The organism is Streptomyces sp. NPDC047079, from assembly GCF_040643755.1.
Lineage (GTDB): Bacteria > Actinomycetota > Actinomycetes > Streptomycetales > Streptomycetaceae > Streptomyces.
This window is the reverse complement of record NZ_JBEYUZ010000038.1, coordinates 11,364-37,575: the sequence shown is the minus strand read 5'-3', so window position 1 is coordinate 37,575 and position 26,212 is coordinate 11,364. Positions and strand designations below refer to the sequence as shown.

Genomic DNA, 26,212 nt, shown 5'->3' with positions numbered 1-26,212 from the left:
GCGGGGGCCGTGGGGGGGGGGGGGGGGGGGGCGGGCGGGGGCGGGGGGGGCGGGGGGGCGGTGGCCGGGGGGGGGGGGGGGGGGGGCACCCGCCCCGCCGCCCCGGCGTCCGCGGCTCAGGGCGCGGCGATCACCCCACCTTCACGGCGCTCCACGCCGCCGCGACCGCGTTGTACTCCGTGCTGCCGGCGCCGTAGAGGTCCTTCGCCGCGTTCAGCGTCGCCGTGCGCGCGCCCGCGTAGTTCGTGGACGACGTCATGTAGACCGTCAGGGCCCGGTACCAGATCTTGCCGAGCTTGTCCCGGCCGATGCCGGTCACCGTCGAGCCGTCGCAGGTGGGGGAGTCGTACGACACTCCGCCCACGGTCTTCGCGCCACTGCCCTCCGCGAGGAGGTACGCGAAGTGGTTCGCGACGCCCGAGGAGTAGTGGACGTCGAGGTTGCCGACCGAGGAGCTCCAGCAGTCCGCCGAGTTGCCGTCCTTCGAGGGCTGGTCCATGTACCGCAGCGCCGGTTTGCCGAAGCCCGAGCGGACGATCTTCTCGCCGATGAGGTAGTCACCGGCGTCCGAGGGGTTGTTCGCGTACCACTCCACCAGTGTCCCGAAGATGTCCGAGGTCGCCTCGTTCAGGCCGCCCGACTCCCCGGAGTACGTCAGCGCCGCCGTCTTCGACGTCACACCGTGCGACATCTCGTGGCCCGCCACGTCCAGCGCCACCAGCGGCCCGAACGTCGTCCCGTCGCCGTCGCCGTACGTCATGCAGAAGCAACTGTCGTCCCAGAACGCGTTGTTGTAGCTGTTCCCGTAGTGCACGCGGTTGTACGAGCCTTTGCCGTCCCCCGCGATGCCGCTGCGTCCGTGCACGTTCTTGTAGTAGTCCCACGTCACGTCGGTGCCGTACTGCGCGTCCACCGCCGCCGAGGAGCGGTCGGACGTCGTGCCCGTGCCCCAGTGGTTGTCGGCGTCGGTGAACAGCGTGGCGGGGGCGCGGCTGAAACAGATCCCGAGGAAGCACAGGTCCGTCTTGTTCGCGGCGTCGCCCGTGTACGTGTCGCCGCGCGTGGGGTCCTTGAGCTGGTACGTCGACCCGGACTGCGTGGTCTCGAGCGCCACCGTGCCACCGTAGAGGGACTTTCCGTCGCCGCTCGCCGTCTCGATGGTGTCCCACGCGTCGATCTGCCGGCCGGTGCGGGCGTCCGTGAGGACGGTGCGGGCGACGGGGTTGCCGAGCGAGTCCTTGCCCGCCGCGTCGGTGCGCCAGGCCAGCCGGGGTGCGCCGTGCAGCGCGTCGACGACGAGGTGCGGCTTGGCGGTCACGTTCTTCAGCAGTTCCCCGGCGTTCGCGGCACGCAGCGCGGCGGCGGCCAGGTCGGCGGCCTTGGGCGCCTTCACCGAAGGGGTGACGGTCGACAGGGAGACGGTGCGCCGCGTGGCCCGGTCCGCGCCGCGGTAGGAGCCGTTGGGCGCGAGATGCACGACGAAGTCGCCGCCGAGCACGGGTAGGTGACGGTACGTCCGGTCATAGCGCACATGCTGGCTGCCGTCCGCGTCCACCACGACGTCGCGGACGCTGGTACCCTCCGCGGCCGTAAGGCCCAGGCGCGAGGCCTGGCGCACCAGGGCCGCCGTGGCGTGGTCGATCGCGGTGGCGCGACTCGGTCTGTCGGCCGCTCCGGCGGCGGGGGCCGGGGCGAGTGCGGCGGCCAGCAGGGCCGCGGTGGTCGCGGCGGTGCCGGCCGCGGCGATACGGGAACCTCGGATGTGCCGTATCCGACTCATCGGTCTCCTCGGGAAGGCGCCCGGGGGCGCGTGTGGGGGTCGGGGGCGGGGACCCCTGACGTGGCTTCGATTTAAGGGTTCATGACATGTCATGTCCATAGCGCGTTCGGGGAGCTGTGTGAGGGGAGAGAATCGTTCCTGCGAGGCTTCGGTAGAGGTGCGGAAGGAGACCGGCCATGGACGCGGCCGACGGACCGACCGGCGGGAGCCCCCGGGGGGCGGGCGCGTGAGACTGCCGTTCTTCGTGTACGGGACCCTGCGCCCCGGCGAGCGCAACCACGACCTCTTCCTGCGCGGCCGCATCCGGTCCGAGGAACCGGGGCTGCTGCGCGGCGCGGTGCTCTACGACGGGCCCGGACACCCCTATGCGGTGGCGGGCAGCGGCGGCACGGTCACCGGTGAGATCGTCACCGCTCGGCCCGGCGCGTACGGGGAGCTGCTCGCCGCCCTGGACCGCCTCGAGGAGTACCGCCCGGGCGATCCCCGCAGCTTGTACGAGCGGGTGGAGCGGGACGTGTCGGGCGCGGACGGCAGGATCGTGCGGGCCTGGGTGTACCTCGCCGCGCCCGCGGTCGCGGACCGGCTGCGCACGTACGGCAAGCCGATCGAGGGCGGGGACTGGACGAGCGGGCGGTGACCTGCGAGGTCCACCGGCGTTCACGCGGAACCACGACGCCCCTCATCCGGAGAGCCGCAGCCGGCACCCCGGCGTCCGGCAGAAAAGGGGTGGCCCCGGCGCACAGAGTGCCGGGGCCACCAGAGGGAACGGGACCGACCGTCAGCCGAAGGCCTTGACCGTGTTCCAGTTCACCGACAGGACGACCTTCACCGAAGGATTGGTGTCCGTCCGCGACGGGTTCCAGATCCGCGTGAAACCGTCCGAGGCGAAGCGGCCCCAGATGTCGGGGATGGCGTCGCCGCTGACGTCCGGGATGCCGATGGCCGTCGGCACGTTGGCTTCGGTCCAGCTGGTGCCGTAGGGCTCGTCCTTCCCGGTCAGCGAGTTGCCGGCCAGCTTCAGCGACTCAAGGTCGACGCTGTCGGCGACGGCACCGGGCTTGCCCTGGCGGTCGTACATGTTGCCGTTGTCCAGGTTGCGCCACAGCAGGTCGGGCGTCTTGTCGCCATTGATGTCCGCCACGTTGACGATCTCGCGGCGGGCCCAGGCGTCGGCGTTCATCTGCGTCGCCGTCTGGAACGTCGCGCCGGTGTAGCCGGAGAGCGTCCAGAACGCCGGGCCCGCCCGCAGCACGAGGTCGGGCAGTTTGTCGCCGGTGATGTCGCCGACGGCCTTGATCTGCGTCCAGGTCGAGGGGGCCGGGACGTTCGAGGGCAGGCGGATCTCGAGGCGCTGGGTGACGTCGTAGCTGCCGTAGCCGTCGCCCGGGTAGAGCCAGAAGCGGCCGTCCGGGGTGACGGCGAACAGGTCCGTGGAGCCGTCACCGGGGTAGGCGTCCTGGTAGTGCGTGATCAGGGCGGCCTTGCCGGTGGCCGGGTCGTACCAGTGGCCCTGCGGGTCGGCCTTCTTGTCCGCGCCGTACGAGGCGGACAGGCAGCTGTACAGGTCGCCGCCCGCACCGCCCACGCAGTTGCGCAGGTTGCCGTCGGAGTTGACGATCAGCAGGTCGGGTAGGTTGTCGCCGCCGGTGTCCATGGGGCCGTCGGCCTTGTCCCGCGGCGGCACGTAGAACGTGTAGTCCGTGCGCTTGCTGGCGTTGCCGATGGAGTCGTACGCGTACACCTGAAGGGTGTTGGGGCCCGCGTGGGCGGGTGCCAGCGCGGTGAGGGTGGCGGTGTTGTTCGTGGCGGTCACGTCGATGGGGTTGTTGCCCTCGATGGACCAGCGGAACTTCGACGCGCCCTGGGAGGTGAAGGTGACGGCACCGGTCTGGCCGAACTTGACCTTCGCCCAGGTCTGGCCGTCGTCGGTGGCCTCGGGGAAGTCGTCGCTGTCCACGGTGGGCGGCGGCGGGCCGGAGCCGTCGACGGTGACGGTGCAGCGGTTGCCGCTGGTCGGGTAGTAGGCGGACGTCTCGCCGCCGGAGTCCTCCGCGCGCACGTCCCAGTAGTAGACGCCCTTGTCGACCAGGGTGCTGGACGCGATGGTCAGCGTGCCCTTGCCGCTGGAGAGGCTGGTGACCAGGGTGCCGGACGGCGTGGACGCGCCGGACTTCCAGAAGCGGAAGCGCAGGCCGTCGAGATTGCCGTCCGGGTCGGATGACTTCGCCGACAGCACCAGGTTGGTCTTGCCGATCGTGGCACCGGCGGTGGACTGGTTGCAGGTGCCGCCGGGCGTGCTGGAGACGCTGCTCGGGGTGGCGGGCGGCCGGTTGTAGACGACCTCCATGGTCGCGCTGGTCGCCTTGAACTTGCGCCAGGTCTGGACGTCGGACTCGCTGGTGGCGCGCATGCCGAAGGTGATGTTCGACCAGCCCCCGTCCGCGCCCTTCTGGGCGGCGGTCTTGACGTTGAAGTCCTCGTAGTCGTCCGGGCACGAGGCCGAGGACCAGCCGTGGGCGAAGGACTTCTTCTGCAGCAGTGTGGACCAGCTGGGCTGCTTGTTCCAGGTGGTGCCGGAGGAGATCGCTCCGGTGAGGTAGAACTGGAACTCGCGGGTGGTGCAGGACCAGGAGTGGTTGTTGAGCACCTTGAAGGTGGCGGAGGAGATGCTCGCGCCCTTCAGGCTGGAGCTGTAGTTCATCCGCCAGAAGGAGCGCGCGGTGCCGCCGGTGTCGCTCTCGTGGCCGACGCGGGCGTCGGAGGTGCCGGAGCTGAAGTTGGTGCCGTTCCAGAAGCTGGTGTTCGGGTACGGCTTGTACGCCACGGTCCAGGCCAGCCAGCCGCTGTTGAGCGTCGGGTCGACGAACACCGGGTACTTCACGTCGGCGTCGGTGAACAGGCCCGTCTGTGCGGCGCTCAGGTCGAGCCGGGCGGCGCCGGTGCCATCACCCTTCAGCTGGACGGGCATCGGGGCGCTGTGCGCGCCCGGCTCGATGCCGCTCAGCCCGGACAGCCTCAGCACGTCGGCCGGCGTGGCGACCGAGGTGCGCGGCGTGCCACTGCCCTCGTCGAGCTCGGGGTCACGGCCGCTCGAGTCCCAGGCGAAGGGGGTCGGGATGGAGCCGATTTCCTTGCCGGAGCGGTCCCGCACCAGGATGCGGCCGGTGTCCTCGTCATGGTGGAACACGGCGGTCGCCGAGCGCAGGCCGTAGTCCACGGTGGCCAGCGCCTTGCTCTGCGCGGCCTCGCGGTTCTTGACGATCAGCAGCTGTGCGAAGCCGCCCTCCTCGCGGGCGACGAGCAGCAGGTCGACGCCCGGAAACACCTCGGAGTACAGGGCGCGCGGCCCGTCGAGCACGGGCTCGGGCAGGGTGCCGGGCCAGGTGTAGGCGACGGTGTGGCCGTCGATGTCCACCTCGGCCAGCACCGTCTCCTCGGCCTGCGGGCCCTCGGCGAGCGGCCGGCGGGCGAAGGAGCGGTCGGCGCGGTCGGCCTTGTGGCCGGGGCTGCCGCTGGAGAAGCGGACCGGCTGGGCGGGGTTGACCGGCTGGACGCCCAGGCCGCGGGCGGCGTTCTTCACCCGCCGCAGCCGGTTGTCGATCGGCGCCCACTTCCCCGTGGCGGTTTTCGCCCGCTGCGGAAGGGCGGTGATCCGTATGCGCAGTTGTCCGTCCGGCTGCGCCCAGGTCTGCGAGGTGGCGGTGGTCGCGGTATCGACCAGCACCTGCTTGTGGGTGCGCCGGGCCTCGGCCTGGGCGGCCATCTCGTCGCGAGGGCCGGTCGCGGCCTGCCGGGCGTCGGTGGCCTTGCCGGCCTGGGGTGGTGGGGGTTCGTCAGGTTGCCACCAGGGCAACAGCGCGGCGGTCAGGGCGGCCAGGAGGAGGCCGAGGGTGACAGCCAGCCTGGTGCGCGTGCGCACGAAGGGGCTGAGAAAACGAGGCGGCGCGGACACGGCGGCGGTCTACTCCCGTGTGGAACCAGGCGGATTGGGACAGCACAGACAGCCCCGGACGGCGGACCGCGGGGCATGGGCGCGCACACGATCACACGGTTCGCACAGGTCGTCCAGATGTGAAGACTTTATAAATCTGTGACGATCGATTGGTGTGTGCTTGGCGGACGCTTTGTCATGTCCCGTCTGCGGCTTTTGATCACCTGAAGTGCGGTCATGAGCACAGTCAATCGCCATCTTGCCCCGTTCTCCGTGAATGTGACGTCATGTCAATCCTTGTCCTGCGAGGTGGATCACAGTCACCTCCGGAAACCTCACCAGATCGATCTTGAATCGTGTGGCGGTCATGACAGAGGGTTCGGACTCCATCTGTCTGTTGTTTTTCGCATGCCTTGGTGGGGTCGACGCGTATGCGTGCTCAAAGTCCACCGTCGTGGCTGGGGCGGTCGCGCCCGGTCAGGACGGAGTCACAACGACGGCGCCGCCGGCAAAGCCGCGTGGCGACCGTCCTTTTGCTGTCCTCGGCCTTGTTGGTGAGCAGTCTCGGCACGGAGGCGTGGGCGATACCCGGCCCCGGCATGGCCCGTGAGGAGGTCAAGCTCCCCGACCTGCCGGAGAGCACCGCGCTCCAGGCGGACGAGGAGGCCGAGAAGAACCTCACCACCGCGCCCGAGGTCCCCGTCGACCCGTACGCACCGAGCGCCGTCACGCCGTGGGCACAGGACAGCGGTGTCGCCACGCTGACGGCGGACACCGCGCCAGGCACCACGGTCCCCGCCGACGACTTGCCGATCGCCGTCGGCGTGCCCGCGGGCACCGACCCGGCGGCGATCGACGGTGACTGGAAGGTCGACCTGGCCGCGCCGGGCACGTCCCAGGACGCGGGCGTCTCCGGCATGATCATGAAGGTCACGCCGCCGGCCGACGCCGACCCGGCCGCGCAGGTCTCGATCGACGTCGACACCACCGGCTTCGCCGACCTCTACGGCCCGCAGGCCGCCAAGCGCTTCGGCCTGGTCCTGCTGCCCAACTGCGTCATGGACGCGCCCGACACCGGCGACTGCGCCACCGACGGCGGCGTGACGACCATGTCGGGCAAGACCGACAAGCAGCCCGAGCGGCTGCGCAGCTCGGTCAAGGTGGTCCCCGCGCGGAAGGCCCCCACGAAGACCAAGGCCGCGAAGAACGCGACCAGCCGCGAGATCCTCACCGGTTCCGTGCCGGTCTCGAACCTGCTGGGCGGCAACGCCGGTTCGACGGCATCCGGCGCTTCGGCGCACACCGCGTCCTTCCGCAGCGGGGACGTCCTGCCGGTCGTGGACGCTTCCGGTCCGCAGGTCATCGGCGCGATGGACACCGGGGCCTCGGCGAGCGGCGACTTCACCGCGACTCCGCTGCTGTCCTCCGGTGCGTGGGCGGCCGGCTCCTCCTCCGGCGCGTTCACCTACTCGTACGACGTGCAGGTGCCGGAGACCGCCGGCGGGCTGACGCCGAAGATCTCCCTGAGCTACTCCTCGCAGTCCGTCGACGGACGCACGTCCGCCACCAACAACCAGGCCTCCTGGATCGGTGACGGCTGGGACTACAACCCGGGTTCCATCACCCGGACGTACACCAACTGCCGTGAGGACTCGAAGAAGGAGGGCTCCAACAACAAGACGCACCGCACCGCCGACCTGTGCTGGGGCTCCAACAACGCCACACTGTCGCTCGGCGGCATGACCACCGAGCTGGTCTGGGACAAGGACCAGGGCAAGTGGTTCACCGCCAACGGTGACGGCTCCCGGGTCGAGCGGCTCACCGACTCCGGCAACGGCAACGGTGCCCGCGACGGCGAGTACTGGGTCGTCACCACCCGCGACGGCACCCGCTACTACTTCGGCCTGAACAAGCTGCCGGGCTGGACCTCCGGCCAGTCGGTCACCGACTCGGTGCTGACCGTGCCGGTGTACGGCAACCACGAGGGCGAGGACTGCTACAAGGCCGGCGACTGGGCGCACTCGTGGTGCACGCAGGGCTGGCGGTGGAACCTCGACTACGTCGAGGACATCCACGGCAACGCCATGTCGCTGTGGTGGAAGAAGGCGCAGAACTACTACGCGCGCAACTTCGACTTCAAGGCGCCGGTCGTCTACGACCGCGACGGCTGGCTGGACCACATCGACTACGGGTTGCACAAGGACAGCCAGGGCAGCGTCTTGTCCGCGACCGCACCGGCCCGCGTCGGCTTCACCGTCGCCGAGCGCTGCCTCGACGAGGGCTCCCTGACCTGCTCGGACACAAACTTCGAGGACAAGGATCCGGGCAAGTACCGCATCTGGTACGACACCCCGGCCGACCTGAACTGCAAGCAGGTCACCTCCACGTACAAGACGAAGTGCTGGAACGCCGGCCCGTCGTTCTGGAGCCGTAAGCGTCTGGTGCAGATCCAGACCTCGGCGCAGCGCCGTACCGACACCACCGCCCGCCAGGTGGTGGACCGGTACGCCCTCACACAGAGCTTCCCGGTCCTGAAGACCGGCCCGAACACCGCCCTGTGGCTGGAGTCGGTCCAGCGCACCGGCTACGCCCGCAACGGCAGCACGGACAAGAGCGTCACCATGAACGCGGTGCGCTTCGAGTCCAACGCGGAGGACATGCCGAACCGCGTGATGCGCCCGAACGACTCGCGACCCGGCTTCTCCCGGCTGCGCATCGGACGAGTCATCAACGAGTACGGCGGCGAGACCGTCGTCACCTACAAGCAGCCCACCGGCGACTGCGCCACCGGCACCGACCTGCCGGACAAGAAGGACACCGCCGCGCTGAAGTCCAACAGCCGCCTGTGCTACCCGTCGTTCTGGGCCCCGGACCCCGAGGTCGAGGACATCGACTGGTTCCACAAGTACGTGGTGGACTCCATCGAGGAACTCCCCAACGTCGACGGCGCGTTCGCCACGAAGACGGCGTACGAGTACAAGAACCCGGGCTGGAAGCTGGCCGACGCCGAGTTCACCAAGAAGTCCACGCGTACCTACTCCCAGTTCGCCGGGTTCGAGCAGACCACGGTGATCACGGGCGCCGACGACCAGTCGATCGGCAGCAAGAAGTCCAAGTCCGTCACCCGCTTCTTCCGCGGCATGGGCGACACGGTGTCGATGAAGGACATCACCGGCGCCGAGATCGCAAAGGACCGGGAGCCGTTCGCCGGCCGCATCGCCGAGGAACTCGACTACGACAGCGCGGACGACGCCGACACCGACTGGGTCTCCCGCAGCGTCACCGTTCCGGACGCCACCGAGCTGGCGCATCGCGACCGCGACGACGGCCTGGACCCGCTGCGCGCCTGGCGGGTGACCGAGCCGGACGAGTTCGCGTACACCAAGTCCTCCGGCACCAACAGCGACGACACCCGCACCGAGCGTGTCGTCAAGACCCACACGACCTATGAGCCGACCTACGGTCTGCCCGTCCTGGTGGAGTCGCTCGGCGACACCGGCAAGACCGGTGACGAGTCCTGCACCAAGTCCGAGTACGTGCACAACACCGCCAAGAACCTCATCGGTCTGTCCAAGCAGGTCCTGGTCTCCCCGACCACCTGCGCCGCGGCGGACTTCAACGACCTCTCCACGCTGAGCAGCGGCGTCCGGACCGCGTACGACGGTCAGGGCTACGGGGTCGCGCTCGCCGACACCACCAAGGGCGAGGCGTCCGAGACCTGGTCGGTCAACGGCACCGGCACCGGCTGGCAGTCCGACGGCACGACCGAGTTCGACGCCATCGGCCGTGTGACCCGGACGACCGACCAGGACCACAAGACGTCCGGCACCATCACCTACGAGCCGTCCACCGGCCAGGTCTTCAAGGTGACCGAGACCAACGCCCTCGGCCACTCCGAGACGCGTGAGATCGAGCCGGGCCGTGGCACGACCCTGAAGACGACCGATGCGAACAACCACGCCACCCAGGCCGAGTTCGACCCGCTGGGTCGGCTGGAGAAGGCCTGGGCCGCGGACCGCACCCCCTCCGACACGGCCGTGCCGGACTTCCGGGCCGTCTACACGGTGCCGGAGTACAAGGAGGGCGAGGACCGCAAGCCCTCGTACGTCACCACCTACACGCGCGGCTTCAACGACCGCATCGAGACCTCCGTCACCCTCTACGACGGCCTCGGCCGTGAGCGGCAGACGCAGGAGCAGGCCGACGGCGGCGGCTGGCTGATCACCGACACGCTGTACAACAGCTCCGGCGAGGTCTGGCAGACCAACAACGCCTACCTGACCTACGAAGCCAACCCCGGTGAGCTGTTCACCCCGGTCAGCGACACGTCCGTCCCCAACATCACGCGCTACACCTACGACGGCTCCGGCCGCGTGCTGGAGGAGACGCCGGTCCTGAAGGTCGAGGACCCGCTGACACACGAGTCGAAGTCCGAGCCGGTCGAGGCGCGAGCCACCCGCTACGAGTACGGCCTGGACTGGTCGAAGGTCGTCAACCCGCAGGGTGCGTCGTCCTACCGCGTCTACACCGACGCCCTCGGTCGCACCCAGCGGGTGGACACCTTCAACGAGGACGCGCCCGGCGGCTTCACGTCGATGCGCTACGAGTACGACGTCCGCGGCCAGTTGGTGAAGGCGACCAACGCCGCCGACACGGCCCACCCGTGGACCTGGACGTACGACCACCGCGGCCGCCCGGAGACCGCCACCGACCCGGACTCGGGCACCACGACGACCCAGTACGACAACCACGACCGGGTGCTCAACACCAAGAACGCCCGCGGCGTCATGGTCTGGAACAACTACGACCTGCTGTCGCGGCCCACGGAACAGCACCTGGACACCGCGGACGGCCGGCTCCTGGCCGCCTACACGTACGACCTGGCGCCCGGCGGCAAGGGCATGCCCTACACCGCCACCCGCTACACCGACGGTGACGCGTACACCCAGAAGGTCGACGGCTACACCAAGGACTACCAGCCGACCTCGACCACTTTGAACCTGCCGCTCACACTGGCCTCCACCTGGGGCCTGGACCAGTCGTACACGTACTCCTACAAGTACAGCGACAACGGCATGCTGGAGGAGTCCACGCTGCCGAAGATCGGCAAGTTCGCCGAGGAGAAGCTCGTCGTCCGCTACAACAAGGACGGCAAGCCCCTCTCCATCTCCGGCAAGGACTGGTACGGCTCCGAGACGGTCTACGACCCCTACGGCCAGGTGCTGCGCTCCACGCTCGGCGCCCAGCCCTACCGGGTGTGGACGCAGAACACGTACGACGAGTCCAGCGGTGAGCTCAAGGACCAGCAGGTCTACCGCGAGCAGAGCGGAGACCAGTCCCTGGTCTCCGGGAACCTCGTCTCCAAGCGGTCGTACACCTACGACCCGGCCGGCAACGTCACCTCGATCAAGGAGTCGGCCACCGGCATCGACGAGCGGCAGTGCTTCGTCTACAACCCCCTGGGCGAGCTGAAGACGGCCTGGACCTCCAACGACCAGACCGCCTGCACCGGCCCGAAGAACAGCGACGGCACGCTCAACGTGGCGGCCGGCAAGGACAACTCCGGCTACTGGCAGGAGTACGAGTACGACCTGCTCGGCAACCGCACGAAGCTGACCGAGAAGGACCTCACTGGCAACACCGCCAAGGACGCCACCACCTCCTACGCCTACGGCAAGGCCGACGGCACCCAGCCGCACACGCTGACCAAGGTGTCGAAGACCTACACGACGCCGGCGGGTGCGCAGGTCAAGGCCGAGGCGGAGCGCCTGTACGAGCTGACAGGTGAAACCAAGTCCGTCACCTCCCTCCAGAACGGCGACAAGCAGGAGCTGACCTGGACGTACGACGGCCAGGTCGACCGGATCAAGGGCGCGGGCGCGGGCGGAAAGACCCCGTACGTGGGTCTGGCGGACAAGTGCCTGGACCTCTCCAGTGGCCTGGCGGTCGCCGGACGGGCGATCCAGCTGTACTCGTGCAATGCGTCGGTGGCGCAGAACTGGCGTTTCTCCCCCACCCCGGGAGCGACGCAGAGCGACCCCGACCGGGGCACGCTGAACGTCTACGACACCTGGTGCCTGCAGCCGGCCGGCAACACGGCCGGATCGGCCGTCCAGTTGCAGAAGTGCGACGGCTCGGCCGGCCAGGAACTGAAGCGGAACGCCTCCGGCCAGCTCACCCACGTCGCTTCGGGCCTGTGCCTGGCGGTCAAGGACGCCAACTCGGCGAGCGGGACCCCCATCGTGCTGGCCACCTGCGACAGCACCAAGGCCGAGCAGCAGTGGGCGGCGCAGAACGACACCCGTCACATCTACGGCCCCGACGGCTCCCGCCTGCTGACGATCAAGGGCAAGCAGGCGACCCTGTACCTCGGCGAGGCCGAGGTCACCGTCCAGCAGGGCGGCGTCCTGATCAACACCCAGCGCACCTACTCCGCCCCCGGCGGCGCGGTCATGCGCTACGCCTACGGCCAGAGCAGTGAGCGCCTGGTCGCGCTCACCGGTGACCACCAGGGCAGTACGTACGCCGAGGTGAACCTCGACGGCGGGATGTCCGTCCGCATCCGCAAGCAGGACCCGTTCGGCAACCAGCGCGGTGCGGACACGGCCGGCGGCAACCGGCTGTCGCACACCGGGTTCCTCGGCGCGAGCGAGGACAACGCCTCGGGCTTCGTTCCGCTGGGTGCGCGTCTGTACGACCCGGTGGTCGGACGCTTCCTGTCCGCCGACCCGGTGCTCGACCTGAACGACGTCCTGCAGTCCAACGGGTACGCCTACGCGCACAACAACCCGGTGACGATGTCCGACCCGACGGGTCTGGCCATCTCGCTGTCCGCCTCCGAGCGGGCCGCGGCCCTCGCGGGAGCGGGTCTGTCGGCGGCGCAGGTCGCGCAGGCGCAGGCGATGCAGGGCAAGTCCCTGACCTCGGTGATCCTGGCTGTGGCGTGGGAGACGCTGAAGGACTTCATCGGCATCAACGACGCCATCGCCTGCTTCGGCGGTGACATGTGGTCCTGCGTCGGCATCGCCGTCGACGCGATCCCGTGGTCCAAGCTCGGCAAGATCCCGTCCGTCATCAAGGCCGTCAACCGCACGATCAAGGCCATCGAGTCCTTCCGCGTGGCGAAGAAGGCGGCGGAGATCGTCCTGAAGGCGGCGAAGGCGGCCGAGGCGGCGGCGCTGAGAGCCAAGAAACTGGCGATCGAGCGAGCGAAGAAACTGGCGGCGCAACGCGCGAAAAAGAAGGCCGCGGAGGCAGCCAGGAGAACCGCCGACAAGGCGGTCAGCGTCACCAAGAAGACCGGCAACCCGGTCCAGAAGCAGGCCCAGGCGAAAGCGGCCCCGAAGGTGTCGTCCCACGGCGGCGGCGGCGGCGGGGGCAGCGGCTCCAAGCCCGGCGGCAAGTCCGGTGGCTCCTCCAAGAGCAACGGCGGGACCAGCGGCAGCGGCGGCTCGGGCAAGGCCGAGAGCGGCGGGACGTGCAACAGCTTCGTGCCCGGCACGAAGGTCCTGATGGCCGACGGCTCCACCAAGTCGATCGAGAAGGTCAAGACCGGCGACAAGGTCGTCACGACCGATCCGAAGACGGGCGAGACCCGAGTCGAGACGGTCACGGCCGAGATCAAGGGCCAGGGCCTGAAGCACCTGGTCAAGGTCACGATCGACACCGACGGCCCGAAGGGCACGAAGACGGCCCAGGTCACCGCGACCGACGGCCACCCGTTCTGGGTCCCCGCACTGCGCGCCTGGATCAAGGCCACCGACCTGCACGCCGGCGAATGGCTCCGGACCAGCGCGGGCACGTACGTCCAGATCACCGCGGTCGAGCGGTGGACGGTCCAGGACGCAGCGGTCAACAACCTGACGGTGTCCGACGTCCATACGTACTATGTGGAGGCCGGGGACACACCAGTCCTCGTCCACAACTGTGGTCCTGGTGGACAGGACAGGGCAGATCCGGGACATACCTACGAAGGTGGTCAGTACAAGGATCTTAAGGACCCAGCTACAGGGAACAATTATCCAGGTACTGAGATCAACCACGTGCCTCCGGCCTCTGTCACAGAGACACATCTCGGCTACCGCACGGGTCCGGCTATCAGGATGGATTACACCGACCATCGAGCCGTCTACTCCACCGGTAGTTCCCGCGCATCGAAGGCGTGGCGCCTGTGGCAACAGGAGCTAGTTGACAACGGGCGTATCGATGAAGCCGTCCAAATGGATATCAATGATATTCGGGCAAGATTCGGCACGAAATACGACGATGCCATAGGTGAAATGGTGAGCGGGATGGCGAATAATCCCGCTTACCAAGCCTTGAGAAGAGTTCCCAGCCTAGTGGGCTAGGATGTCGAGTTGGGCAGTGTGCAGGCCGGGGCTACCCGGCCTGCACGTGATTACTTTCTAGGAGTTTGTGGTGATTCTGCGGGTGAACCCTCCGGACAGGATCGGTCCTCTCACTCTCGGAATGAGTATTGATGAAGCTGAGGCGGCTTTGCGGTCGATCGACGGCTTCCAGGGGTCCACCGAAAGCTTGGTTCCAGTGAGTGGGCAGGCGAATTATGCGAGCGGCATGAGTATTCATACTCACCTTGACTCGGATCGCCTGGTAAATGCGATCGAGGTGTTTCGGCCGCACCGTGATGACTCCGTGGTTCTGGAGGACATTGACCTCTTTGGCGCGCCGGCCCAGGTCGTTATCGAGCAGCTTGGGAGATTTACTGAGATCGAAGATGAGGAGCGGGGGTCTTCGATCGTCGCACCCTCGCTGCTCATCGCGCTGTGGCGCCCATTCGTCGCCACGGACGAAGCGGATGAGCAGGGGTACTACTTCCAGTCTGTCTTGCTTGCCCGTCCCGGCTACTACGACTGAGTACTGGAAATCCAGGCACTTGACGGCAGCGGCAACTGCCACCGGAGCCCCCATCCGCGGTCGTGGTGGGGGCTCCGGCATCTTTGCGTGGTGTGATCAGTCGGGTGCGACTGTGGCCATCGGCGGGTTTGCGGGATCGTCGTTCCGAAAACGTCGCTGAGTTGGTTTATGGCGTCGTGTTGAGGCGCAAGCGGACGTGGGCGTAGACCTGAAGGGTCATGCAGGGCCCGAGCCGGGGGCCCGAGGTGCTTCGTCCACGAGCGTGACACCTTCGCGGAAAGTGTCACACTGCGCGGACCTGTGACCTGGGCGCGGCGGATGCGCCGACAGCATCGGTGGGCCCAGCCGGGCCTCAGCATCCCGGTCGGCTACCAAAGTGGAAACAACCACGGCGGCTGCGGATTGGTCGAGTGTCCGACGCAGGCTCTGGACGCCGGTCTCGATCCGATAGGAGCCACCGCGGCGGCCACCTTGCGACTTACCCGAACCGGTTTCGGACCGTTGTGCCCTGCGTGCCAGAACGGCGGCTGGGGCGTGGCCGAGAGCGGGCGGGACGTGCGACAGCTTCGTGCCCGGCACGAAGGTCCTGATGGCCGACGGCTCCACCAAGCCGATCGAGAAGGTCAAGGCCGGCGACAAGGTCGTCACGACCGACCCGAAGACGGGCGAGACCCGGGTCGAGACGGTCACGGCCGAGATCAAGGGCCAGGGCCTGAAGCACCTGGTCAAGGTCACGATCGCCGTCACTTGGGGAACCGTCAACAACTCCCGTGACAGAGCTGGCCCTTGACGAAGCGCCGTAGGCGGGTACGTAGTCATCAGCAGCCCCCTCTGCGACGAACTGCCACTTTTGTTCTCTGCGGTGCCAGACATGGGTAGCGAGGAGCGCGCCGCGGGGGCTGTAGCCCGAGCCGAGGTAGTCCCGATGTCCGACGACGAGAGTGGTCGTTGGGTCGGACTCGGGCAGGCCGGTGTGGGTGGGCCTGTTCGGTGCGCCAGGTGCGGCGGGCGTCGCGGAGTGCGCCGAGGGTGGTGGAGTAGGCGCGGGACTTGGTGGAGAAGTGGCTCGGGCGGGTTCGGTCACCAGCCTCAGAACTCACCGGTCTGGCTGTTCTGGCGGTTGGAGAGGATTAGGCACAGGAGGTCACTGCGATGGAAGGTCTCCCGGATCCCACGGATGCCGAGCTGATGGTGCTCTGCGCCGCCGCCGCGGAGCGAGGCACAGGATTCTGCAGGATCCTCGGTTCCGCGGAACAGCGGGAGTGGCTTGACTCCGCTCTGCAAGCGGTCTGGTCGGCGGGGCTCGGCCAGGCTGTGGCGGATGAGTTGGCGGATCTGCTCGATGCCCTGGTGCTGGCGGACGATGAGGGTGAGGAAGAGGACCCCACAGCCAGTCCCGCCTTCTTCGCTGATCAGTCCGTCGGGCTGGTGGGTGACGCACTTGCTGTGTCGATGAGACCGTCGGCGGAGAAGGTCGAGTCGGTTCTAAGAACTGTGCGGACCCTGCTGTCGATGGCCGACTTCACTCTTTCGGGAGGGAAGCCGGTGATCGTACGGGCTGGGGAGACTCCGCCCTCCGGTCCTTTGGTGAGGCGAGAGCAGGATGCCCGGCTCGAGGTGCTCGCCATCCTTGCTCGGGATCGTTGTGACGCGGGCAGCAGGAAGCGCCCTCGGACCGACGCCCTGACCGAGGTGCGCGAGGCGACTCGCGCGTTCGTGACCGAGGTGACGCCCGCGCTGGAGGAGTTCGCCGAGGGAAAGAACTGGCTGTAGTCGAGACCGCTGAACCCCTTACGAGCGGGGCCCCGCCGGGCTTGATCCGGCGGGGCCACGCCGTGTGCACGGCGGCGGGCTGAGGCCGTCCATCGCCGGCCGCCCCTCCGACAAGGGGCGGACCCTGATCAGCGGTGTGCTACTGGGCCGTGGGCCGTGCTTTGTTTGGCAGCGCGGGCAACGGCACGACAGCCAGCCGTGGCCGCCGCTTGAAGCAGTGAGGAAGGGTCATGCAGGGCCCGAGGTACTTCGTCCACGAGCGTGACACATTCGCGGGAAGTGTCACACTGCGCGGACCTGCGACCTGGGCGCGGCGGATGCGCCAACAGCATCGGTGGGCCCAGGTGGACCTCAGCATCCCGGTCGGCTACCAGAGTGGAAACAACCACGGCGGCTGCGGATTGGGTGAGTGTCCGACGCAGGCTCTGGACGCCGGTCTCGATCCGAAACAGCTTCGTGCCCGGCACGAAGGTCCTGATGGCCGACGGCTCCACCAAGTCGATCGAGAAGGTCAAGGCCGGCGACAAGGTCGTCACGACCGATCCGAAGACGGGCGAGACCCGAGTCGAGACGGTCACGGCCGAGATCAAGGGCCAGGGCCTGAAGCACCTGGTCAAGGTCACGATCGACACCGACGGCCCGAAGGGCACGAAGACGGCCCAGGTCACCGCGACCGACGGCCACCCGTTCTGGGTCCCCGCACTGCGCGCCTGGATCAAGGCCACCGACCTGCACGCCGGCGAATGGCTCCGGACCAGCGCGGGCACGTACGTCCAGATCACCGCGGTCGAGCGGTGGACGGTCCAGGACGCAGCGGTCAACAACCTGACGGTGTCCGACGTCCATACGTACTAGGTGGAGGCCGGGGACACACCAGTCCTCGTCCACAACTCTGGTCCTGGTGGACAGGACAGGGCGAGGAGGGTGCGGGTGAAGCACATTGGGGCAGGAGACAACAGGGGCGCTGGTTCAACGATGAAGAATCAGTTGCTCGACATCCCGGACGGCGGGAGGGTGATGATCCGCATCGTCAGCCTCGACTACATCTTGGGGAATGGATAGTGGATAGCTTGCTGGACGTCGCAGGCCCGGCACTCTCAGGCGATCAGCCGAGACCGGAAGATTTCTCGTCCCTAGGGTCTGTTGGAAGCGAATTGCGTCAAATGTTGAGTGAGCGCAATGGCTTCTACGCCTTCGAGTCCGCTCTGCATGTATTCGCGTCGGGTAGGTGCTCGCAGCGGGGATGCTCGATCGGTTCCTGGAACGAGAAGAACCGCTGGCTCGACGCCTACGGGGAGCTCCAGTCGAGGCTGGTTTTTTTTCGCTGAAGACGCGTTCGGCGGGCAGTTCGGAACCGATGGTGCCAGCATCTACTCGTGCAACCCGGAAACGGCGGCCGTCCGGGAGCTGGGAACCTCTGTTGGCGAAATGGGCAGAGCGCGTACTAGGCGACTACGCCTACCTGACCGGATACCCGGTGGCACATGAGTGGCAGAGTCGACACGGGGCCATTCCGGTCGGGCACAGGATTATCCCGCGGCTTCCGTTCGTTTTCGGAGGGAAGTACTCTGCCGATAACATGGTTCTCGTTGAAGCCGCAGTCGGCATGCGCTACTGGGGTAGGGTTGCGCATTCGATCGCCGAGGTGTCGGACGGGTCGCAACTCAGGTTTGACCCATCGATAGTGGAACGCATCCGCTGTGCTGCCGATAGTCCGGACGGGCCAGGAGTCTGCCGGTGTCTTGTTCCGGACGGTGAAATCGGCGAGAGGTAGTTGCAGGTCCTGTTCGAGTTGGGCGACGAAACCCATCGGTTGCGCGCACGACGGACATGCCGGAGTCTCGTCGGCTTGAAGCCACGATGGAACACCGCCCAGTTGACCCAGGACATCTCCCGGCGGACGGCCGTGAACTTCGGACCAGGTGCTTCGTGCCTCACGGTAGGGAGTCTCGCACCAGCAGTTGTGCGAGGAACAGCGTCGGCCCTGAGCACGCCGCGTACCGGGGCCAACTCGTCTCCTTGACGCGGTCATTGGTGAGGGCACGTGGTCAACTGTCGGCGCCGGTCGCCCTCCGGGGTCGCTCGTGCGGGCGACCGCGCCGTGCGTCCCCTCCCGCGGCCGCCCCGGCCGCCCTAGGGTCCCGCCCATGAGCGATAGCGACATCACCCGGCGGGGCGTGCTCGCGCTGGGCGGCGCTGCCGCGGGTGCCGTCCTCGGATTCGGGCTCTTTTCCGTCTTCTCCTCGGACGACGGCACCCGTGTGCCGGGGCGGGACGGGGCCGGATCCGGTCGCGACGGGGTGCCGGGCACCGCACCGGATGCCGAGCTGTGCGTGCTCAGCCGGAGTGTGGCGCCGGGCCCTTACCACCTGGACGGCGTGCCCCAGCGCAAGGACATCACCGAGGGCAAGCAAGGCGTTCCGCTGAGGCTGCGGCTGACCGTGCGCGACCATCCGCACACCTGCGCCGTCCTCGCGGGCGCCGACGTGGAGATCTGGCACTGCGACGCCTGGGGCCACTACTCCGGATATCCCGACGCGCGCCCGGGCGGCCCTGCACCCGCCGCGGGCGGGCCCGCCGGCTCCAGGACGTTCCTGCGTGGCTGCCAGACCACCGACGCCGGGGGCCTCGCCGAGTTCACCACGGTCTTCCCCGGCTGGAGCGCGACGCGGGCCCCACACATCAACGTCCGGGTCCGCACCGGCGGCAGCAGGACCGCCCGGGGCTACGAGGGCGGCAGGGTGAACTGGACCGGGCAGCTCTTCTTCCCGGACCGGTACACCGACGCGGTCCACGCGAGATCCCCGTACACACAGCACACCGGCACGCGTACACGGCTCGCGCAGGACAGGGTGTACCGCGGGGACGGCGGGCGGGACGGACTGATGAGCGTCACGGGGGGCGTGGACGCGGGGCTCGTCGGGGCGCTGACCATCGGCATCGACCCGTCGCGGGAGCCCACGCAGGCCGCGACGAGCGTCCCGCGCACCGGCAGGACACCGGCACCGGACAGCGCGGCGAGCGCCTCCCGCCCGGCGAATCCCCCTACTCCCTGAGACCGGAGCGCCTCCCGCCCGGCGAACCCTCGCCCCTGAGACCGAAGAGCCTCGCCCCGGCGGCTCCCTGAGGCCGGAGCGCCGTCGTCATCACCTCCGCGCCGCCGCCAACGCCTTGGCGACCCCGGGCTCCCGCGGGCCGAGGAACCGGGGGCCCGGGTGGAACAGCGCGTCCAGGGCCGCCTTGCCCGCCGCGAAGACCTCCCGGGTGCCGCCGTAGTACCAGGTCATGTCGTGCTTGTCCTCGACGCCGACGCCGTACGAGGTGACGCCCGCCGCCTGGCACAGGGCGACCGCGCGGCGAATGTGGAAGCTCTGGCTGATCAGGACCGCCCGGTCCACGCCGAAGATCTTCCGTGTGCGGGCGCAGGAGTCCCAGGTGTCGAAGCCCGCGTAGTCGCTGACGATCCGTTGGTCCGGGACGCCGTGCCTCGTCAGGTAGGCGCGCATCGCGTCCGGCTCGTCGTAGTCCGCACGGCTGTTGTCGCCGGTGACGAGCACGACCCTGATGCGGCCCGCCCGGTACAACTGCGCCGCCGCGTCCAGACGGCGGGCGAGATACGGCGACGGCTCGCCGTCCCACAGGCCCGCGCCGAACACGACGGCGACCTCCGTGCGCGGTACGTCCGCGGCCGTGCGCAGCCGGTCCTCCGCGGTGAGGAACAGCCAGGTCATGGGCAGCAGCGCGAGGACGCACAGCAGCATCACGCCCTGCACGGTGCGCCGCTGTCCGGCGCGGGTGCGCGGCAGTCTCGGTCTGCGGATCCTCAGACGCGGCAGGCCCATCGAATTGCGTTCCCCCCAGGTCGGTGGCGTCGTCGACTGTCGTCAAGGGGGACGCGGCGTACGGTGATCCGGTTCACGCGCCGACGCGCGGAGCGCGTCACAGGTCCGGCGCGCCCCTTCACACCCGATGTCCCTCCATCGTGAAACCCCGGAAAACACCCGTCACGGCCAGGCAACGGCTCGGCAATCTGCCACCGCCAGGATCGGCCCATGACGGCGTCGAACCCCTCCCAGGACGAGTCCCCCCTCCGCCCCGGCGGCCCGCCGCCGTGCGACACCGGCCTCGACAGCGCGGCGCAGCTCATGAACCGGATCAGCAGCCGGCTCGGCAGTCGGCTCAGCCTCGTCTCCCTCAACGGCACCCGGCACCCGGTCCCGCCCACCCTCGTCCTCGTCGCGCACGGCAGCCGCGACCCGCGGGCCCTGTCCACCGTCCGCGCCCTCGGAGAACGGGTGCGCGAACTGCGCCCACGGCTGCCGGTGCGCCTCGCCCACATCGAGCTGAACGAGCCGCTGCTCCCCGACACGCTCGCCTCCCTCGGGGCGGGCCGGGCCGTACTCGTACCGCTGCTCCTCAGCCGCGGCCACCACGTCAAGCGGGACATCCCCGAGACGGCCAAGGCGGCGCGGGCCGACACACGGGTGGCCGCCCCGCTCGGCCCGCACCCCCTGCTCGTGGAGACGCTCTACGCCCGGCTCCTCCAGGCCGGCTGGCCGGCCCGGACGAGCGACGCCCAACGCCGCGCGAGCGCGGTCGTGCTCGCCGCCGCCGGTTCCCGCGACCCCGACTCCGCCGCCGACACCCGCCGCGCCGCCCAGCTCCTCGCCGAACGCCTCGGGGTGACCGTGGTCCCCGCGTACGCCTCCGCCGCCACGCCCACCGTGTCCGCGGCGGTGCGCACGCTCACCGCACGCGGCCACCACCGGATCGCCGTCGCCTCGTACTTCGCCGCGCCGGGCCGTTTCGCCGCCGAGTGCGCCGGCGCGGCCCCGTGGATCGCCGCGGCCCCGCTCGGCGCGCACCCGGCCGTGGCCCGGCTGGTCCTGCACCGCTACGACCAGGCCGTCGCGGCCCCGGAGCCGGCCGCCGCCCAGACAGTGGCGTCGGCCTGACCGAACGGGCCCGCCCGGGTCACGGCCCGAGGTGAAGCGGACGCCGACATCCCGATTGTCACCCGCTGCGTTTACTGTCGGGTCATGGACGGGACTGCACCGAAGGCCCAAGAGACTTCCGCGCGGTACGAGAAAAGCCCGGCGACCGCCACGGCATACGACGACGCGGACACCGAGCGCTGGGCGGCCGAGCCCGACAAGCGCCCGGGCCGTACCGCGTTCCAGCGCGACCGCGCGCGTGTGCTGCACTCGGCCGCACTGCGCCGTCTGGCGGGCAAGACCCAGGTCGTCACCCCGGGCACCCGAAGCCACGCCTGGGACGCGAGCCCCCGTACCCGGCTCACCCACTCCCTGGAGTGCGCCCAGGTCGGCCGGGAGCTGGGCGCGGCCCTCGGCTGCGACCCGGACCTCGTCGAGGCCGCCTGCCTCTCCCACGACCTCGGCCACCCGCCCTTCGGGCACAACGGCGAACAGGCGCTCAACGAGTTCGCCGACGACTGCGGGGGCTTCGAGGGCAACGCCCAGTCCCTGCGCCTGCTCGCCCGTATAGAGCCAAAGCGTTTCGTGCACAGCGCGGCGACCGGCGAGCTCGTCAGCGTGGGCCTGAACCTCACCCGCGCGGCCCTCGACGCCGCCACCAAGTACCCCTGGCCGCGCGGCTCCCACCCCACCGACCCTGCCTCCCCGAAGTTCGGGGTCTACGAGGACGACCGCCCCGTCTTCGACTGGTTCCGCAAGGGTGCCCCCGACGACCGCACCTGCTTCGAGGCCCAGGTCATGGACTGGTCCGACGACGTGGCCTACTCGGTGCACGATTTCGAGGACGGCCTGCACGCCGGCCATATCGACACGCGCTGCCTGCAGGCCGAACCCGAACGGCAGGCGGTCTTCGCCGTGGCCCTCGGGCGGTATGTGCCCGCGGACACCGATCCCGGAGAACTGGCAGAGGCCCTGGACCGGCTGCTGGCCCAGGAGTGGTGGCCGCGCGGCTACGACGGCTCCGCGGTCGCCCAGGCCCGCCTGAAGGACGCCACCAGCCAGCTCATCGGCCGCTTCTGCCTGGCCGCGGAGGGCGCGACCCGGGCGACGTGGGGCAGCGGCCGTCTCACCCGGTACGCGGCCGAACTCGTCGTCCCGAGAAGCACCCGTATGGAGTGCGCCGTCCTCAAGGCGGTCGCCGACCGGTATGTGATGCAGCGCGCCGAGCAGGAGCGGCTCCGCGCCGACCAGCGGATCGTCGTGGCCGAACTGGCCGAGGCGCTCACCGCCCGCGCGCCCGACGGGCTCGATCCGCAGTTCCGCGCACTGTTCCTGGAGGCGCCCGACGACCGCGCCCGCAAGCGGGTGATCGTGGACCAGATCGCCTCGCTCACCGACACCTCGGCCGGGTCCCTGCACGCGCGGCTGACGCGGCGCGCGTGATCCGGACGCATGGAGACGGCAGGGACGTACGGGCCTGGAGGTGATCCTGAGTGGCCTGATCGGACCACCCCCTCTTCCCGCAGTCAACCGGGTGCGGGACGCTCCCATGTGGCGACATCGTTACGAGGAGGCATCAAGTGGTCGACGCGGATCAGACATTCGTCATCGTCGGAGGGGGTCTCGCCGGCGCGAAGGCGGCCGAGACGCTCCGCGCGGAGGGCTTCAGCGGCCGCGTGATACTGATCTGCGACGAACGCGACCACCCCTATGAGCGGCCTCCCCTCTCCAAGGGCTATCTGCTCGGCAAGGAGGAACGGGAAAGCGTCTTCGTCCACGAGCCCTCCTGGTACGCGCGCAACGACATCGAGCTGCACCTCGGCCAGACCGTCGACGCCATCGACCGCGAGGCGAAGACGGTCCGCTTCGGCGACGACGGCACCCTCGTCCGCTATGACAAGCTGCTGCTGGCCACCGGCGCCGAGCCCCGCCGCCTCGACATCCCCGGCACGGACCTCGCCGGCGTCCACCATCTGCGCCGCCTCGCGCACGCCGAACGCCTCAAGGGCGTCCTCACCTCACTGGGCCGGGACAACGGCCACCTCGTGATCGCGGGCGCCGGCTGGATCGGCCTGGAGGTCGCCGCCGCGGCCCGCGAGTACGGCGCGGAAGTCACCGTCATCGAGCCCGAGCCGACCCCGCTGCACGCGGTCCTCGGCCCCGAACTGGGCAGTCTCTTCGCCGAACTGCACAGCGAGCACGGCGTCCGTTTCCGCTTCGGGGTCCGGCTCACCGAGATCGTCGGCCAGGACGGCGTGGTGCTGGCCGCCCGCACCGACGACGGCGACGAGCACCCCGCGCACGACGTGCTCGCCGCGATCGGCGCGGCGCCGCGCACCGGGCTCGCCGAGGCCGCCGGGCTGGAGATCGCCGACCGCGCGCACGGTGGGGGCGTCGTGGTCGACGAGCGGCTGCGCACGTCGGACCCCGACATCTACGCGGCGGGCGACATCGCCTCCCTCCACCACCCCCTCTTCGGCACCCGGCTGCGCGTGGAGCACTGGGCGAACGCGTTGAACGGAGGCCCGGCGGCCGCCCGCGCCATGCTCGGGCGCGAGGTGACGTACGACCGGGTGCCGTACTTCTTCTCGGACCAGTACGACGTCGGCATGGAGTACTCGGGCTGGGCGCCACCCGGGTCGTACGACCAGGTGGTGCTGCGCGGCGACGCGGGCAAGCGGCACTTCATCGCGTTCTGGCTGAAAAAGGGCAGGGTGCTGGCCGGGATGAACGTGAACGTGTGGGACGTCACAGAGCGGATCCAGTCCCTGATCCGGACCGGAGCGGTGGTGGACGCGGAGGCACTGGCGGACCCGGGGGTTCCGCTGGAGAGCCTGGTCTCATGAGGCGACGGACGCCCTCCGCTGTCACAGCGCCCCCGTAGAATCTCCTCGTGGCAGGACGGATCAACGACGAGGACGTGAAGGCGGTCAGGGACGCGGTCCCGATCGACTCCGTCGTGTCCGAGTACCTCCAGCTGCGCAACGCGGGCGGCGGCAACCTGAAGGGCCTGTGCCCGTTCCACGACGAGAAGTCCCCGTCCTTCCAGGTCAGCCCGAGCAAGGGCCTGTTCCACTGCTTCGGCTGCCAGGAAGGCGGCGACACTCTCACCTTCGTGATGAAGGTCGACCACCTCTCCTTCTCCGAGGCGGTCGAGCGCCTGGCCGCCCGCGCGGGCATCACGCTGCGCTACGAGGAGGGCGGGTACAACCCCACCCACCAGCGCGGCGAGCGCATCCGCCTGGTCGAGGCCCACCGGCTCGCCGCCGAGTGGTACGCCGAGCAGCTCGGCACCAGCGCCGAAGCCGACAAGGGACGCACGTTCCTGGCCGAGCGGGGCTTCGACCAGGCCGCCGCCGTCCACTTCGGCGTCGGCTACAGCCCCCAGGGCTGGGACCACCTCACCCGCTATCTGCGGGGCAAGGGCTTCAGCGACAAGGAACTGATCCTTTCCGGCCTCTCCCAGGAGGGCCGCCGGGGACCCATCGACCGCTTCCGCGGCCGGCTGATGTGGCCGATCCGCGACATCGGCGGGGACGTGGTCGGCTTCGGTGCGAGGAAGCTCTACGAGGCGGACAACGGACCCAAGTACCTGAACACGCCCGATACGGCGATCTACAAGAAGTCCCAGGTGCTCTACGGCATCGACCTGGCGAAGAAGGACATCGCGAAGGCGAGCCGGGCGGTCGTGGTGGAGGGCTACACCGACGTCATGGCCTGCCATCTCGCGGGCGTCACCACGGCCATCGCCACCTGCGGGACGGCCTTCGGCGGCGAGCACATCAAGATCCTGCGGCGGCTGCTGATGGACAACGGCTCGGCGCGGGTCATCTTCACCTTCGACGGTGACGCGGCCGGCCAGAAGGCGGCCCTGCGGGCCTTCCAGGACGACCAGAAGTTCGCCGCCGAGACCTACATCGCGATCGCGCCGGACGGTATGGACCCCTGCGATCTGCGCCTGGCCAAGGGCGACGAGGCCGTCGCCGACCTGGTCGAACCCCGCACGCCCCTCTTCGAGTTCGCGCTCCGCCAGATCGTCGGCCGCTACGACCTGGACACCCCGGCTGGCCGCGCCGCCGCGCTGGACGAGGCGGCTCCGGTCGTAGCCCGGATCAAGAACAGCGGCGCCCAGCACGAGGTCGCGGTGCAGCTCGCGGGCATGCTCGGCATCCTCGACACCCAGTTCGTGGTCAAGCGGGTGGCACAGCTGGCCCGTTGGGCGCGCGACCGGGGCGGCAGGGGACCGGCGCCGGCCGGGCAGCGCACCGCGCAGCCGTACCGGACGGCCTCCCGCCCGGCGGTCTCCGGCCCGGCGCTCAATCTCCGCAACCCGGTCTACGCGACCGAGCGGGAGCTGCTCAAACTCGCCCTCCAGCGACCCGAGCTGGTGTCGCCGGCGTTCGACGCGTACGGGGTCGACGAGTTCACGGCGGCCCCGTACGCGGCCGTCCGTCAGGCGATCATGGACGCGGGAGGCGCGGAGTACGGCGCGCAGGACCCACAGGAGTACCTGATCCGCGTCCGCGAGGCGGCGCCCGACGACGCGGTCCGCGCCATGGTCACGGAGCTGGCGGTAGAGGCGATCATGCTCCGCAAGGAGGTGGACGAGGCCTACGCGGGCGCCCAGCTGGTCACGGTCCGCCGCCGGGCCGTCGAACGCCGCGTCCGTGACATCCAGAGCGCCCTGACCCGCCTCGGCACCCACGGAGACCCGGCCCGGCTCGCCGCCGTGCAGAACGAACTGTGGGTGCTCCAGCAGTACGACCAGGCACTGCGGGAGCGGGGCGCGGCGGCGCTCTGAGCGCCGCCGGAGGGGGTTCCGTTCTCCCCACGAAACGCCGGTGCGATGGTCGCACGAGCTGAGTAACCGCCCGGTCACGCACCGGACTCAAAAAGTCGTCGCACGCCCCTCGTGGCGGC

General features: G+C 69.4%; 14 protein-coding genes and 1 pseudogene. 11 read left to right on the top strand and 4 right to left on the bottom strand.

Annotation, left to right across the window (positions count from 1 at the left end; genetic code table 11):
• Window positions 1-130: 130 nt before the first annotated feature.
• Window positions 131-1,780, bottom strand: a complete 1,650-nt coding sequence (locus tag ABZ823_RS28770; RefSeq protein WP_361665768.1) for a M4 family metallopeptidase — start codon at window positions 1,778-1,780, stop codon at window positions 131-133.
• Between the two features lie 226 nt (window positions 1,781-2,006).
• On the opposite strand from ABZ823_RS28770, the gene ABZ823_RS28765 reads away from it, so the two are divergent.
• Entirely contained in the window at window positions 2,007-2,417 is a 411-nt protein-coding gene (locus ABZ823_RS28765) for a gamma-glutamylcyclotransferase family protein (protein WP_361665767.1), read from the top strand.
• A 141-nt stretch (window positions 2,418-2,558) separates the two neighbouring features.
• On the opposite strand, the gene ABZ823_RS28760 is transcribed toward ABZ823_RS28765, so the two are convergent.
• Window positions 2,559-5,732 (bottom strand): DNRLRE domain-containing protein, encoded by a 3,174-nt coding sequence (locus ABZ823_RS28760; protein ID WP_361665766.1) that lies wholly within the window; start codon window positions 5,730-5,732, stop codon window positions 2,559-2,561.
• Between the two features lie 497 nt (window positions 5,733-6,229).
• Between ABZ823_RS28760 and ABZ823_RS28755 the strand changes: the two genes are divergently transcribed.
• From ABZ823_RS28755 to ABZ823_RS28745, 3 genes are all read left to right on the top strand, one after another.
• A complete protein-coding gene (locus ABZ823_RS28755; protein ID WP_361665765.1) occupies window positions 6,230-14,059 on the top strand; it encodes a ricin-type beta-trefoil lectin domain protein in 7,830 nt (2,609 codons plus the stop codon).
• Between the two features lie 121 nt (window positions 14,060-14,180).
• Entirely contained in the window at window positions 14,181-14,585 is a 405-nt protein-coding gene (locus ABZ823_RS28750) for a hypothetical protein (RefSeq protein WP_361665764.1), read from the top strand.
• Window positions 14,586-15,153: 568 nt separating this feature from the next.
• Complete coding sequence (locus tag ABZ823_RS28745; protein ID WP_361665769.1) at window positions 15,154-15,375, top strand: hypothetical protein; 222 nt, start codon at window positions 15,154-15,156, stop codon at window positions 15,373-15,375.
• 36 nt (window positions 15,376-15,411) lie between these two features.
• Here ABZ823_RS28745 and ABZ823_RS28740 read toward each other — a convergent pair.
• A pseudogene (locus tag ABZ823_RS28740) lies at window positions 15,412-15,649 on the bottom strand (replication initiator); the annotation flags it as partial.
• A gap of 124 nt (window positions 15,650-15,773) precedes the next feature.
• On the opposite strand from ABZ823_RS28740, the gene ABZ823_RS28735 reads away from it, so the two are divergent.
• From ABZ823_RS28735 to ABZ823_RS28725, 3 genes are all read left to right on the top strand, one after another.
• Complete coding sequence (locus ABZ823_RS28735; protein WP_361665763.1) at window positions 15,774-16,358, top strand: hypothetical protein; 585 nt, start codon at window positions 15,774-15,776, stop codon at window positions 16,356-16,358.
• 456 nt (window positions 16,359-16,814) lie between these two features.
• Window positions 16,815-17,213 carry a polymorphic toxin-type HINT domain-containing protein gene (locus ABZ823_RS28730; protein ID WP_361665762.1) on the top strand — a complete coding sequence of 133 codons (399 nt, stop codon included), beginning with the start codon at window positions 16,815-16,817 and terminating at the stop codon, window positions 17,211-17,213.
• Window positions 17,214-18,505: 1,292 nt separating this feature from the next.
• Window positions 18,506-19,414 (top strand): intradiol ring-cleavage dioxygenase, encoded by a 909-nt coding sequence (locus ABZ823_RS28725; protein ID WP_361665761.1) that lies wholly within the window; start codon window positions 18,506-18,508, stop codon window positions 19,412-19,414.
• Between the two features lie 90 nt (window positions 19,415-19,504).
• Here ABZ823_RS28725 and ABZ823_RS28720 read toward each other — a convergent pair whose 3' ends face one another.
• Complete coding sequence (locus tag ABZ823_RS28720; protein WP_361665760.1) at window positions 19,505-20,200, bottom strand: ElyC/SanA/YdcF family protein; 696 nt, start codon at window positions 20,198-20,200, stop codon at window positions 19,505-19,507.
• Window positions 20,201-20,410: 210 nt separating this feature from the next.
• On the opposite strand from ABZ823_RS28720, the gene ABZ823_RS28715 reads away from it, so the two are divergent.
• The 4 genes from ABZ823_RS28715 (at window position 20,411) to dnaG (ending at window position 26,093) form a co-directional block, all read left to right on the top strand.
• Window positions 20,411-21,313, top strand: a complete 903-nt coding sequence (locus ABZ823_RS28715; protein WP_361665759.1) for a sirohydrochlorin chelatase — start codon at window positions 20,411-20,413, stop codon at window positions 21,311-21,313.
• Between the two features lie 84 nt (window positions 21,314-21,397).
• Entirely contained in the window at window positions 21,398-22,735 is a 1,338-nt protein-coding gene (locus tag ABZ823_RS28710) for a deoxyguanosinetriphosphate triphosphohydrolase (protein WP_361665758.1), read from the top strand.
• Between the two features lie 137 nt (window positions 22,736-22,872).
• Window positions 22,873-24,138, top strand: coding sequence for an FAD-dependent oxidoreductase (locus ABZ823_RS28705; RefSeq protein WP_361665757.1), 1,266 nt, complete (start codon window positions 22,873-22,875; stop codon window positions 24,136-24,138).
• A 47-nt stretch (window positions 24,139-24,185) separates the two neighbouring features.
• Window positions 24,186-26,093: a DNA primase gene (gene dnaG / locus ABZ823_RS28700; RefSeq protein WP_361665756.1), complete on the top strand. Its 1,908-nt coding sequence runs from the start codon at window positions 24,186-24,188 to the stop codon at window positions 26,091-26,093.
• Window positions 26,094-26,212 lie beyond the last annotated feature (119 nt).

Coding starts and splice junctions, on each gene's coding strand:
- ABZ823_RS28750 (WP_361665764.1), top strand. CDS start 14,181: ATGAGTATTGATGAAGCTGAGGCGGCTTTGCGGTCGATCGACGGCTTC.
- ABZ823_RS28735 (WP_361665763.1), top strand. CDS start 15,774: ATGGTGCTCTGCGCCGCCGCCGCGGAGCGAGGCACAGGATTCTGCAGG.
- ABZ823_RS28710 (WP_361665758.1), top strand. CDS start 21,398: ATGGACGGGACTGCACCGAAGGCCCAAGAGACTTCCGCGCGGTACGAG.
- ABZ823_RS28770 (WP_361665768.1), bottom strand. CDS start 1,780: ATGAGTCGGATACGGCACATCCGAGGTTCCCGTATCGCCGCGGCCGGC.
- ABZ823_RS28720 (WP_361665760.1), bottom strand. CDS start 20,200: ATGGGCCTGCCGCGTCTGAGGATCCGCAGACCGAGACTGCCGCGCACC.
- ABZ823_RS28715 (WP_361665759.1), top strand. CDS start 20,411: ATGACGGCGTCGAACCCCTCCCAGGACGAGTCCCCCCTCCGCCCCGGC.
- ABZ823_RS28725 (WP_361665761.1), top strand. CDS start 18,506: ATGAGCGATAGCGACATCACCCGGCGGGGCGTGCTCGCGCTGGGCGGC.